Consider the following 12,984-nt stretch of genomic DNA (forward strand, 5'->3'; position numbering starts at 1 on the left):
AGCATTTATTGAGGCGTCTGGCACTGTCAGCCATGCAGAACAATCACTATCGCCTGTTGGGCTAACCTTTTATGGCGCCAATAGAATGACTGTCAACATGCAACCAAGTGTTTCTGGCCGTTTATTTTTATGTTCGTGCTGTCTGTATCGTTCTTCACAAGCGTAGTACTACCGCTCATTTTGTGTCGGAAAGTGAGCAGCTTATCACCGTAAAATTATCAAGCCCATGATTTACAGTGGAAATAAGTCAAAAAAATACCGCTTGTGTGATGATAGTCATTAAATTGGCACCACGACCTTAGGGCTTGATATGCAAGGCCTGCAGGGAATGCCTGGTGCGTATGGGGGTGTAAAGTGCCTGAGACGGCTGCAAATGAGGGGGACTAAAGTGGCTACCTGGCTTTCTGATAGGCCTATTGCGTGCTATTGCTTAGGTGGGTTCATGGCGAACCGAATACTTTCGATCAGGCTCTCCCTCAGAGCCTGACCCCGTCACTGAAATGTCCATGAGGTGTATCTATGCCAGTCAAGCACGACTTGTTACAGGACTTGGGGCTCACCAAGGAAGCCATCAGCAAGTTCCGCAGCGAAAACCCTCATCTGAATCAGTTGTTTGTGCAGTACGGCGAAAAAGATGCCGAAGTCGTTGAAGCTGAAGCCAACGATGCAATAGGGGTTGCCGACGATGTGTTGCGCAAGCTCAAGGAGCAACGGCTCCTGATCAAGGATAAAATCGCGCAAATCTTGAGCGCTTAAGTCACCGTAAGTTGCGGGAAGTAGACATGTCTCAAATCATCAAAATTGTAGCTACATTGCGAGCCAAGCCAGGGCATGGCAGAACGGTCGAGCAGGCACTGCGTGCCTGTGTCGAAGGCTCACGAGCCGAGCCGGGCTGTCATTTCTATGACTTGCACGTGGATCGTACCGATCCGGAGTGCTTTGTATTTGTTGAAGGCTGGGCGGACATGGAGGCTATCGAGCACCACAAAACCACCCCGCACTATCAGGCGATGACCCACGCGGTGGGTGATTTGCTGGCCCACCGTGAAGTGTTGCTGCTGGACGAACTGAGCATCTAAGGCCCAGTTCATTAGAGCAACACCCTGCGGCGGTCCTTGACGGGGCCGCCGTTTTATTTGGCGGTTTTAAAAGCTCGCCGCATCCAGTTCGTACAGCGATTCGCTGCCTGCCCGGATGGTGTGCTCAAGGCTCAACGTGCGCGGCAGCATTCGGCTGAAGTAAAACTTCGCGGTGGCAAGCTTGGCGCTGTAAAACGCCGGCTCGGCCTCCATCGAGCGCTGTGCCACATCGGCCATGCGTGCCCATAGCCAGGCGTACGCCACATAGCCGAACAGGTGCAGATACTCGACGCATGCGGCGCCGGTTTCGTTGGGGTTGACCTTGGCCCGTGCCTGCAACCAGTCACTGACGTCTTCAAGACGCCGCACCGCGTCGAGCAACTCGCTGGCGTAAGGTTTGCCGGGGCTGGAGGCAAAATCGCGGACCTGAGCAGTAAACATGCGCAGGCTTGCACCGCCGTTGGCGATCACTTTACGGCCCAGTAAATCCAGTGCCTGAATCCCGTTGGTCCCTTCATAGATCTGCGCGATACGTACGTCACGGACCAACTGCTCCTGGCCCCATTCACGGACGTAACCGTGGCCACCCAATACTTGCTGACCCAGCACGCAGCTGTCGAACCCGTTATCGGTGAAAAAGGCTTTGGCGACTGGCGTGAGCAAGGCCACCAGCGCGCTGGCGTCCTCTTGCTCCCGTGGCTCGGTCGAGAACTTGGCGAGGTCCAGTTGTTGACCCACGTAGCTGGCGAACGCCCGGCCGCCTTCGGTCATGGCCTTCATGCTCAGCAACATGCGGCGCACATCGGGATGAACAATGATCGGGTCGGCCATTTTGTCAGGGGCGACGGCTCCAGTCGGTGCACGGCCTTGCAGGCGCTCGCAAGCATAGGCACGGGCACTCTGATAGGAGGCTTCGGCGCACCCAATGCCTTGAATGCCGATGGACAAGCGTTCGTAGTTCATCATGGTGAACATGGCTGCCAGTCCCTTGTTGGCTTCGCCAATCAGCCAGCCCTGTGCACCGTCAAAATTGATCACGCAGGTGGCCGAGGCCTTGATCCCCATTTTGTGTTCGATGGAGCCACAGCTCACTGCATTCCCTTGACCCAGGGAGCCATCGTCCTTGATCAGTACCTTGGGCACCAGGAACAACGAAATGCCCCGGGGGCCGGGTGGCGCGTCCGGCAGTTTAGCCAGCACCAGGTGAATGATGTTCTCGGTCAGGTCCTGGTCGCCCCCGGTGATGAACATTTTGCTGCCGCTGATGCTGAAACTGCCGTCCTGCTGTGGCTCGGCGCGGGTACGGATGATGCCCAGGTCTGTGCCGCTGTGGGCTTCGGTCAAACACATTGAGCCGGCCCAGCGACCTTCATACATCGGGGGCAAGTAAAGACTTTTGAGTTCTTCGCTGGCATGGGCATCAATGGCCAGGCAGGCGCCACTGGTCAGCGCGGAGTACAGGGCAAAACTTGAGTTGGCGCCGTAGAGCATTTCTTCGAATTGCACTGCGAGCATTTTCGGCATGCCAAGCCCACCGAACTCAGGGTTGCCCGACAACCCGACCCAGCCGCCTTCGATATAGGTGCTATAAGCGGACTTGAACCCCCTGGGGGTCGTAACTTGGCCCGAATGCCACTGGGCGCCTTCCTCGTCGCCACTGCGGTTGAGTGGAGCAATCAACTGAGCGGTGACTTTGGCGGCTTCTTCGAGAATCGCGTCGCAGGTGTTGGCATCCACATGATCGGCCAGGGCGGGCAGTCTGGCCCAGAGTGCAGGGGCCTCGAAGACTTCGTGCAGGACAAAACGCATGTCGCGAAGCGGAGCATTGAATTCAGGCATTGAGACTCTCTTGTGTTGGCAGTGGATATCCCGTGGGGGGATTACAGCGCTTTGGCCATGTCGCGCAGTACGTATTTCTGGATTTTCCCCGTAGAGGTCTTGGGCAACAGGGTAAACACCACCGTACGTGGCACTTTGAAGCCGGCCAGGTGATCGCGGCAAAAGGCGATGATCTCTGCCTCGCGCACCCGTGGGTGATCAGCCTTTAGGGTGATGAAGGCGCAGGGGGTTTCGCCCCACTTTTCATCCGGGCGCGCAACCACTGCGGCTTCCATCACGGCGGGATGGCGGTACAGCACGCCTTCGACTTCGATCGTGGAAATATTCTCGCCCCCGGAAATGATGATGTCCTTGAGACGGTCACGAATTTCGACATAACCGTCCGGATGGCATACCGCCAGGTCGCCGGTATGAAACCAGCCACCGTCGAAGGCTTCGGCCGTAGCGCTGGGGTTCTTCAAGTACCCCTTCATCACGGTGTTGCCACGCATGAATATCTCGCCCATGGTTTCGCCGTCACGGGGGGTTGGAATGAGGGTTTTCGGGTCGGCCACCATCACGCCTTCCAGCGTGGGGTAACGCACGCCTTGACGGGATTTGATCTGCGCACGCTCGACCAAGGGCTGCTCATCCCACTTGTCATGCCAGGCACAGATCGTCACGGGACCATACACTTCGGTCAGGCCGTAAACGTGGGTCACCTTGATGCCCATCTCTTCTACGGCACCAATCACTTTGGCCGGTGGGGCCGCGCCTGCAACCATTGCATGCACCGGATGGTCGATGGCGGCCTTGGCTGACTCGGGCATATTGACCAGCGCATTGAGCACGATCGGCGCGCCGCACAGATGAGTGACCTGATGCTCGCGAATCAGAGTGAGGATTTTTTGCGGATCGACCCGGCGCAAGAACACATGCACACCGGCCAATGCCGTAATGATCCACGGGTAGCACCAGCCGTTGCAGTGGAACATCGGCAAGGTCCACAGATACACCGGATGGTTGCCGATGGACCAGACCATCTGATTGCCCAGGGAGTTGAGGTAAGCGCCGCGATGGTGATACACCACGCCCTTCGGGTTGCCGGTGGTGCCAGAGGTGTAGTTGAGCGCTATGGCCTGCCACTCATCTGCGGGCCATTGCCACTCGTACTCGGGGTCGCCTTCAGCCAGTAGCGCTTCATAGTCCAGTGCGCTGACAGGCTGGCCTTCGCCGTACTCGGGATCATCGACATCGATGATCAGTGGCGGATGGTCCAGCATAGCGACCGCGGCATGGACCACGTCATGGAATTCGCGGTCGGCAATCAACACCTTGGCCTCACCGTGGGCCAGCATGAAGGCAATGGCTTCAGCGTCCAGGCGTACGTTCAGGGCGTTGAGCACTGCGCCGATCATGGGCGCCGCAAAATGCGCTTCAAGCATGGCCGGGATGTTGGGCAGCATCACCGCCACCGTATCGCCCTGGCCAATCCCGCGTCCTGCAAGCGCACAGGCCAGTCGTCGGCAGCGGCTGTAGGTCTGCGCCCAGGTGCGGCGAATGGAGCCGTGAATCACGGCAGGGTAGTCTGGGTAGACGTTGGCGGTGCGTTCGATGAAGCTCAGAGGGGTGAGTGCCATATGGTTTACGGCAGTCGGCTCAAGGCCGTGCTCAAAAATCGACATGAGGGTCATTCCGGTGGCTGATTGTTAGCTCTATGGCTGCCCGCCGTGCCAATGGCCAGCGGGTCAGTTTTATGTCCGGTCTGACTTATAGCCCACTCTGGGTTTGATATGGAAGTAATACCTAAGCACTATAGTAGTTGTACTATATCGATAAAATCTGCCCAGACGTCAGGATGCCGAATGCCCCTTTCCCTGCTGCTCCATGATCCTCAGCCCACTGTGGTGCTTGATGCACACGGCTTGCCGCTGACGGCGAACCGGGCTTTGACCGGTCTTTTGAAGGGAAAGATGCTGAGTCACGTGAGCACCTTGTTGCCTGGCAATTTGCCGGAGCTGGTCCGCGCTTGCCTGCAACAGGTCAGAGCCATCGAGCAGGTGGAGGCGCAATGCGATCAACACGTGTGGCTCTGGACGTTGATACCCGACCCCGACAACCACTGTGTGGTGGCACGGGGTCGCGAAGCGAGTACGGAGCTGCTGGCGGAGCGTGAGGCGGCCAAGGCGCGGCGCCTTTACCGGCTGATTACCGAAAACACCACTGATCTGATCTCGCGTCATACCCCGGACGGGCGTTTCCTGGATGCATCCCCGGTGTCCTGGACCTTGCTCGGGTACTGGCCCGAGACACTGCGTGGCACCCGGGCTCAGCGCTTGTTTCATGCTCACGACCTAAAGCTGGCGCTGCGTCAGGCACGGGATGCACTGCAAGCCGATGGCTATCACACCATGACGTACCGCATTCGCCACCACGAGGGGCATTACCTGTGGTTTGAAACCGCGAGCCGGGCAATACGTGAAACCTACACCGGCGCTGTGGTTGAAGTGGTGAGTGTGTCGCGGGACATCACCGCGCGCATCCAGGCCGAAGAAAACAAGCGGCGGCTGGCGGAGGTGGTGGAGGCCAATCCTGATCCTGTGCTGTTTATCGACCCGGCTGGCGGCGTGTCTTATCTCAATCCGGCGGCGCGGCGCATCCTCGGCCTTCTGCCGGCACAGGGCATGCCTCCATTGTCCGCGTTTTTGGCCGCCCACACTCTGGCGATGCTGGAGTCCAGTGGCTGGAGCGGTGCCGAGCAGCACGGCTTGTGGAGTACTGAAACCCGTCTGCAGCCATTGAGTGGCGAGCCTTCGGTGCCTGTGTCATTGCTGCTGCTGGCCCATCGTTCAACTGCCGGCGAGCGGTTTTTCTCGCTGGTTGCCCGGGACATGCGCGAGCGCGAATTGCGTGAAGCCCAGCAGCGTCATCATCAGGATGAAATGGCGCACACCACACGGCTGATCACCCTTGGTGAGCTGGCATCCGGGATCGCCCATGAAATCAATCAGCCGCTGGCGGCCGTGGTCAATTACGCCAACGCCAGCCAGCGTTACCTGCAGACCCTGGGCAGCAATCCAGAGGCCGTAGAACGTGTGGCCCAGGGGCTGGAGAGGATCAACCTGCATGCCAACCACGCCTCTGAAGTGATCAAACGACTGCGCGGTTTTTTACGCAAGGGGCGACGCAACCTGCAGGCGCTGGATGTCAGCGAGGTGGCTCGGCAGGCGGTAAGTTTGTGTGCCTGGGAAGCCCGGGAGCGCCATGTGGTTATCGAGCAGCAATTACCGGATAACCTCGGGCGGGTATACGTTGATCGGGTGCTTCTGGAGCAGGTGCTGCTCAACCTGTTGCGCAATGCCATCGATGCCAACAGCGAGCAACATCCGGGGCAGGCTTCGCGCATTACCCTGCTGGCGCAAACGTTGGCGGGTGGGGTACTGCAAATCAGCGTGCAGGATCAGGGGCCGGGTGTCAGTGCCGGTCAGCTTGAGCAACTGTTTACACCGTTCTACACCAGCAAAGTCGATGGGTTGGGGCTGGGTTTGTCGATGAGTCGCAGCATCATTGAAGGCTTCGGCGGTGAGCTCGATGCCCGACCACAACCCGAAGGATTATTGATGTGCTGCAATTTGCCGTTGATGGCCTCAGTCAAACCAACAAGAGAGTCAACATGACAACCCAAACCCGGTCTGTGGTGTACGTGGTGGATGATGATCAGGGCATGCTCGACTCGACCGTCTGGCTGCTGGAATCCGTTGGCCTGCATGCGCTGGCCTTTACCAGTGGGCAGGCCTTTCTGCAGGCGTGCGATCCTGCGCTCAGTGCCTGCGTGGTGCTGGATGTCCGTATGCCGGCAATGGGCGGTCTTAACGTGCAACAGGCGTTGCAGGAGCGCGGCATCAAGATGCCGGTGATATTCGTCAGCGGTCATGCCGATGTGCCGATCGTGGTACGTGCCTTCAAGGCGGGCGCTCATGACTTTATCGAAAAACCCTATAACCAGCAGTTGCTGCTGGACAGCGTGCAGCAGGCGCTCAGCGGCGGCAATGCACTGCAAACGGCAACCCGGGAGCAGGCACAGCTGGAGGCGCGACTGAGCAGCCTGACGCCCCGTGAGCGGGATGTGTTCCTGCCCTTGGTCAAGGGCTACACCACCCGTGAAATTGCCGAGCAACTGGCGGTAAGCGTCAAGACCATTGACCTGTATCGCTCCCGGGTGATGAAACGCATGCAGGCCCGGCACTTGCCGGATCTGGTGGGCATGGCCATTGCGGCCGGGCTGGTCGATCCGCTCAAGTTGCGTTAGCCAGCAAGGCCTCAACGGCGGCCATGACAGCGGGCGTGTCGGTATGGGCTACGTTGAAGCGCATGCAGCGGCGCAACTGGGGGTCGAAACCGAACAGTATGCCGGGGGCGAGCACCATGTCACGGGCAAGCGCCTTCTGCGCCAGTGTTTCTGCATCCAGCCCGGCAGGCATCGTGGCCCAGATAAACATGCCGCCCGCATAGGGCGCGCTCAAAGTGAAACCCAGCCCCTGCAGCCATGCGGCCACACGCGCACCACTGACTAGCAACCCTTGCACCACGCGCTTTCGGTGCTTGTGATAAGTGCCGTCATCGAGCATCGAGCACACTACCTGTTCGAGCATTTCCGAGGTGATCCCACCGCACATCAGTTTCATGTGGGTCAACTCGGCGGCCATTTGAGGTGTGGCTACCACAAAGCTCACCCGCAAGTTGGCACTGAGGGTTTTCGAAAAGCCGCTCAGGTAGGTCACGTGCTCTACGCCTGCCAGAGCTACCAGTCGCGGAGGCGGTTCGGGGTGCAGGTCACCATAGAGGTCGTCTTCGATAATTGAGCACTCATGGCGCTTGGCAAGTTCCAGCAGGCCGTAAGCCTGGCTCGGCGTAAAGGTGTGGCCGGTCGGGTTGTGCAGCAGTCCGGTGGTCAGGTAAAGCGTGGGCCGATGCTGAATGAACAGGTTTTCCAGCGCTTGCAGGTCAAGCCCTTGGGCGGTGCGCTCCAGCGTTACTACGCGTACGCCGTGCAAGGCCAGATTGGCGTGAAAATTGAAATAGCAGGGCATGTCCAGCAGCACCGTATCGCCGGGCCGCACGCGCAGGCGCAGCAGCATGTCCAGTGCCAGTACGGTATTGGCCGTCGTGATGATCTGCTCGATACCCACATCCAGGCCTTGGCTCAACAGCTTCTGCTGCAAAGCCTGGCGCAATGGTAGATACCCCGCCGGATCGCCATAGCCGGTCAGGCGCAAGGTTGGCGAGCGACTGAGCTGGCGCACGCTGGCCCGCAGGGCGCTGGACTCCAGCCAGCTTTCAGGCAAATGCCCGCTTCCTGGGCGCAGGGCACCGCTGGCGCCGGTCAGGGAGCGGCGCAAGACGCTGCTCAAATCCTGTGGCAACAGGTCAAGGCCAATGGCGCGTCTGGCCACAGGTGCTTTCGACGCCACGAAATAGCCCAGCCCCTGACTGGACGTAATACGGCCTTGCCCGCGCAGGCGATCAAGGGCTTCAATCAGGGTGAATTTGCTCACGCCCCAGTGCCCGGTCATCACCCGTGCAGAAGGCAGCTTGCTGCCGGGGCTGAGCAAGCCGCTGTCGATAGCCGTGCTCAGGGCATCGACGATCTGCTGGACCTTGGATAGACCAGGCTGGAACGAAACGACAGGTAGATGCATGGAAGGCCTCATACTTTGCCGGTGATGTTACCAGTAAAGATCGGTAAAGTTTGCGGGTGGTTCATCTGCCTATTGTCTGGGGTACTGCTTAGACTGCGGTGTCGCTCGCATAGGTTCGAGCGTTGATTGCGGGATGTAACGATCAAAATGGCCACACAACTCACCCTGGTTTCCTTTTCTTATTTTCTCATTTTCTGCGCCACCATGACCTTTAGTCCTGGGCCCATGACCCTCTTGCTGATGGGGTTTGGCATGCAGGAAGGCTTGAAACGTTCAATGCCGGTGCAGTTGGGGGCCAGTGCCGCGTATCTGGTGTCGATTCTGATTTTTGCCGTGGGCTTTGCAGAGTTGATCAAGGGCAATCCCTTGATCAGTCGTGCATTGCAGTACATCGGCGTGGCCTATTTGCTGTATCTGGCCTATAGGCAATGGAACAGTAACGGGCTGGCGCTGGATCGCACTGCAACCCTGGACAGCGGCTTCAAGGGCCGTTTTGGCAAGGGCTTGCTGACCGGCTTCTCTAACCCGAAAACCATCGTCATGTTCAGCGCCGTGTTTCCGCAGTTTGCAGGGCAGGGCAGTGCTACCCGGACGCAGGATCTGATCGTGCTGGGGCTGGCGTTTTTGCTGTTGCAGTTTGCCAGTGGCTGCCTGTATTGCTACTTCGGCCAGCGTATTCGGCGAGTGCTGCAAAGTCCGTCGCGCCAGGTGTTGCTGCAAAGGGCGACGGCAGTGATGCTGTTAGGTGTGGCACTGATGCTGGCGAGAGGGTTTGACCACTGAGTAAAACGCTATAAGTGCACTGAATAATTATGGGTATGGGTTATATTGAGACGTGTTTCAACCCGTATCGAGATTGGTTTTGTCGACTATTGACCCTGCAGTAACACTGGTATCAGCCATAGCGTTAAATCAGGTTCAAACACCTGTGGCGCTTTATCTGCAGCGCCTTGCGCCATCCAGCCGTCAGACAATGCGCTATGTACTGCAGGACGCAGCGGATCGCCTGGGCGTAGAAGATGTGGCCATCGATGAGTTTCCTTGGCATCACTTGCAACCCGGTCATATCACGGCTCTGGTAGCTGCATTGCGCGAGGACGGCTATGCGCCCAACACCTCATCCCTGTACGTAAATGCCATTCGCGGTGTAATGAATCAGGCATGGCAGCAGAGCCTGATTACCCAGGATCATTTACTGAAGATTCGCGCAGTGAAGGCGGGCGGTGGCTCGCGGCTGGTCAAGGGACGTAACCTGCGGCGCAACTTGATCCGTGAACTGATGGATGTGTGTGCGGCAGATCCGCGTCCGCAAGGGCTCAGGGATGCAGCGATCATTGCGATTTTGTATGGTTCGGGGATGCGCAAGTCGGAGTCGGTGAACATGGACCTGTGTCAGGTCGATGTGGAGCAGCGAAGCTTGCAGGTATTGGGCAAAGGCAACAAGGAACTGATCAAGTTCGCTCCGGCCTGGGCTTTTGAAAAGCTTGAAGCGTGGCTGGCGTTTCGTCGGGCCAATTTGCCGGAAGGCGCCAGTGACGACGCGTTTCTGTTCAATCGCATCCGCCGTGGCAATCACATCACCCGCGAGCGCATCACCAAGCATGCCATTTACTACATCGCCAAACAGCGGGGCAGGCAGGTAGGGGTCGACATCATGCCCCACGACTTTCGCCGCTCGTTTATCACCCGGGTGATTGAAGAGTACGACGTCTCCATCGCCCAAAAACTGGCTCACCACGCCAACATTGCCACCACCGTCAGCTATGACGTGCGGGATGACAATGAGCGGCGCAATGTGACAGACCGGTTTTTGTTGTAGCCAAACTCTTGTGGGATTCGGGTGCTGGAATTAGTCAGGCAGTTCCAGGTGAGGCTGTCGCGAGCATGCCCGCTCTCACAGGTTCGTCAGGTGTTGGTTTTAAGCTTGGTCCACAGGCGGGTGGTCAAGCGGGCAACCTTGGCCGGCAGGTCTTCTACGGTGAACAGGGTGTCGATCACTTCCTTGGACGGGTAGATCGCCGAGTCCTGTTTCACGTTTGGCGACAAGTTCGCATCCGCCGCCTGATTAGGGTTGGCGTAGTGGATCTGGTTGCTGATATTGGCAATCACTTGCGGCGTCAGCAGGTAGTTCATGTAGGTGTAGGCATTCTTTTCATGAGGCGCGCTTTTGGGCATCACCACCATGTCGAGCCACAGTGTTGAGCCTTCCTTGGGAATCGAGTAGGCGATATTGATCCCGTTCCCGGCTTCCTTGGCACTGGCCGCGGCCTGCACGACGTCACCGTTAAAGCCGATCACTGCACAGATATTGCCGTTGGCCAGATCGCTGATGTATTTGGACGCGTGAAAGTATTGAACGTATGGCCGGATTTTCAGCAATGCCTGCTCGGCTTTCTTGTAGTCTTCCGGGTCGTGGCTATGGTGCGGCAAACCCAAGTAGTTGAGGGTAATTGGTAGCACTTGCGTCGGATTGTCGATGATTGCGACCCCGCACTGGCTAAGCTTTTTGATGTTGTTTTCATCAAAAAACAGGCTCCAGGACTGAGTGATATCGGTAGTACCGAAAATGGCCTTGATCTTCTCTACGTTGTAGCCAATACCCGCCGTACCCCACATGTAGGGGTAACCGTACTGGTTGCCGGGGTCGTTGACTTCGAGCTTTTTCATCAAGACCGGATCAAGGTTCTTCCAGTTGGGCAGTTGGCTCCTGTCTAGCTTCTGGATGGCGCCGGCCTTGATCAGGCGAGACAGGAAGTGGTTGGAAGGGCTGACCACGTCATAACCGGTGTTGCCGGTCATCAACTTGGATTCCAGGACTTCGTTGCTGTCATGAATGTCGTACGTTGCCTTGATCCCTGTTTCCTTGGTGAAGGAAGTCAAGGTGTCGTCAGCGATATAGCCATTCCAGTTAGAGATATTGACGCTCTCGTCCGCGAGGGTGACGGTCGAAAACGCAGCGAGTATTACCGCAAGGGAAACCGGGTGGATGTACATGTGCAATCACCTTTTCAAGGAGCTTTTATTCTTTTGTGGTGTGAGAGGTTTCAGATTTCTGTCTTGGCCCTGACCGATTCCATACGCATTCGTAACACCGCGCCGATATCAAAGAACGGGCGGGGCGGAAGCCAGCCAGGCTGGGCTCTGTCCATGACCGACTTCAGCAGCTCAGAGCTGGCGCCCGATGCCAGTTCGGCGAGCAGACGACCCCACAGGGTGCCGCGGGCAACACCGGAGCCATTGCATCCGGCCACGGCATAAACGCCGTCTTCGACCTTGGCAAAGTAAGGCTGGCCGCTGCGGGTAGCGCTCAGGTGGCCGGTCCAGGTGTAGTGAATGTCCTGCTCACCAAGCCCGGGGAAGCGGCGTTGCAAGCCCAGAACATGGTGCTTGCGGCGCTGTATCAAATCACGGTCGGATAAATCCTTGGTGCGGTATTCCGCTGTATTGCGGATCATCACCCGACGATCCGGGGTCAGGCGTACCGTGGCGCCCAATGGGCGGGTCGACAGGACGCCCCAAGGCTCAACACTGCCGATGGCCTGGTATTCCTTGTCCGTCAGGGGGCGTGTCAGGCTGGCGCTGAGCTCCATCGGAAAGGTCGCGCTGTGGTCGATTCCCGCTCGGGGGATAAATGCATTCAGGCATACCAGCACCTGGCTAGCTTCGATGCTGCCCTGGGTGCCTGCGGCTCGAATCCGCCCGCCACTCAGGCGCTCAAGACCAGTGATCTCGGTGTTTTCAAACAGGGTGAGATTGGCCGGCAATGAATCCAGCAGGCCTTTCACGTACTTTGCTGGCTGCAGCAAGGCATTGCCATTGCCGCACCAGATCGCGGCCTGGTAATGCCGGGTGCCGAGCTTTTGTGCCAGTTGCGTGCCTTCCAGAAACTGCGCGCTGGCGCCCACTGCGCTCAGGGTTTTGAGCTTGGCCTCGACATGGTTCAGCTTGGCAGGGTCATTGACTGCGAAGTAATAACCCGAGTCCCGGTACTCACACTCGATGCCATGGCGTGCAATACGCATGCGTACCTCTTCGCCCGCGGCCTGGCCAATGGATGAGTCGACAGCAAATCCTGAAAATCCGCTTTTGCCGATCAGTTCATTGTCGCCAGGGTTTTCGTGGGCCACGGCGTAACCGGAATTGCGCGCTGAAGCCCCTTGGGCGGCACGTTGCCGGTCGACAACCACGATGCGCGCCTCGGGGTGCAGTTCAGCAAGTGAGTGGGCTGCACTCAGGCCGGTGATACCTGCGCCGATAATGAGCCAGTCGGCTTTCTCTGAGCGTGTGAGGTGATCACGGCAAGGGGAGCTTCCAGCAAGCGCAATCCAGCCACATTCATTTTTCACGTTTCACCTCATTTAACTGTTGTTCAGATCGTCCTCTGGCTT

General features: G+C 58.0%; 11 protein-coding genes. 6 read left to right on the top strand and 5 right to left on the bottom strand.

The features are described 5' to 3' along the window. Positions 1–519 precede the first annotated feature (519 nt). Together TU76_RS16450 and TU76_RS16455 are read left to right on the top strand one after the other, a co-directional pair. Complete coding sequence (locus TU76_RS16450) at positions 520–756, top strand: HP1242/YdcH family protein (protein WP_019822745.1); 237 nt, start codon at positions 520–522, stop codon at positions 754–756. Positions 757–782: 26 nt separating this feature from the next. Continuing rightward, the gene (locus tag TU76_RS16455) at positions 783–1,079 is read left to right on the top strand and encodes a putative quinol monooxygenase (RefSeq protein ID WP_019822743.1); all 297 of its coding nucleotides are present in this window, start codon (positions 783–785) and stop codon (positions 1,077–1,079) included. 66 nt (positions 1,080–1,145) lie between these two features. On the opposite strand, the gene TU76_RS16460 is transcribed toward TU76_RS16455, so the two are convergent. Next, the gene (locus tag TU76_RS16460; RefSeq protein WP_048352114.1) at positions 1,146–2,918 is read right to left on the bottom strand and encodes an acyl-CoA dehydrogenase C-terminal domain-containing protein; all 1,773 of its coding nucleotides are present in this window, start codon (positions 2,916–2,918) and stop codon (positions 1,146–1,148) included. A 41-nt stretch (positions 2,919–2,959) separates the two neighbouring features. Beyond that, the gene (locus TU76_RS16465) at positions 2,960–4,582 is read right to left on the bottom strand and encodes an acyl-CoA synthetase (RefSeq protein ID WP_048352115.1); all 1,623 of its coding nucleotides are present in this window, start codon (positions 4,580–4,582) and stop codon (positions 2,960–2,962) included. A gap of 180 nt (positions 4,583–4,762) precedes the next feature. Here TU76_RS16465 and TU76_RS16470 point away from each other — a divergent pair, with 180 nt between their 5' ends. Continuing rightward, complete coding sequence (locus tag TU76_RS16470) at positions 4,763–6,574, top strand: PAS domain-containing sensor histidine kinase (RefSeq protein WP_048352116.1); 1,812 nt, start codon at positions 4,763–4,765, stop codon at positions 6,572–6,574. Then, complete coding sequence (locus tag TU76_RS16475; RefSeq protein WP_046809374.1) at positions 6,571–7,206, top strand: response regulator transcription factor; 636 nt, start codon at positions 6,571–6,573, stop codon at positions 7,204–7,206. The genes TU76_RS16470 and TU76_RS16475 overlap by 4 nt, the downstream gene beginning before the upstream one ends. Here TU76_RS16475 and TU76_RS16480 read toward each other — a convergent pair. Next, positions 7,193–8,596 (bottom strand): aminotransferase-like domain-containing protein, encoded by a 1,404-nt coding sequence (locus TU76_RS16480; protein ID WP_048352117.1) that lies wholly within the window; start codon positions 8,594–8,596, stop codon positions 7,193–7,195. The two genes, TU76_RS16475 and TU76_RS16480, sit on opposite strands and share 14 nt — an antisense overlap. A gap of 147 nt (positions 8,597–8,743) precedes the next feature. Between TU76_RS16480 and TU76_RS16485 the strand changes: the two genes are divergently transcribed. Beyond that, positions 8,744–9,379 (top strand): LysE family translocator, encoded by a 636-nt coding sequence (locus tag TU76_RS16485; RefSeq protein WP_048352118.1) that lies wholly within the window; start codon positions 8,744–8,746, stop codon positions 9,377–9,379. 190 nt (positions 9,380–9,569) lie between these two features. Further along, positions 9,570–10,415 (top strand): site-specific integrase, encoded by an 846-nt coding sequence (locus TU76_RS16490; RefSeq protein ID WP_082136552.1) that lies wholly within the window; start codon positions 9,570–9,572, stop codon positions 10,413–10,415. 86 nt (positions 10,416–10,501) lie between these two features. Here TU76_RS16490 and TU76_RS16495 read toward each other — a convergent pair whose 3' ends face one another. After that, the gene (locus tag TU76_RS16495) at positions 10,502–11,590 is read right to left on the bottom strand and encodes a polyamine ABC transporter substrate-binding protein (protein WP_048352119.1); all 1,089 of its coding nucleotides are present in this window, start codon (positions 11,588–11,590) and stop codon (positions 10,502–10,504) included. Positions 11,591–11,640: 50 nt separating this feature from the next. Next, positions 11,641–12,942, bottom strand: a complete 1,302-nt coding sequence (locus TU76_RS16500; protein ID WP_048352120.1) for an NAD(P)/FAD-dependent oxidoreductase — start codon at positions 12,940–12,942, stop codon at positions 11,641–11,643. Positions 12,943–12,984 lie beyond the last annotated feature (42 nt).

Source organism: Pseudomonas psychrophila (assembly GCF_001043005.1).
Classification (GTDB): Bacteria; Pseudomonadota; Gammaproteobacteria; order Pseudomonadales; family Pseudomonadaceae; genus Aquipseudomonas; species Aquipseudomonas psychrophila.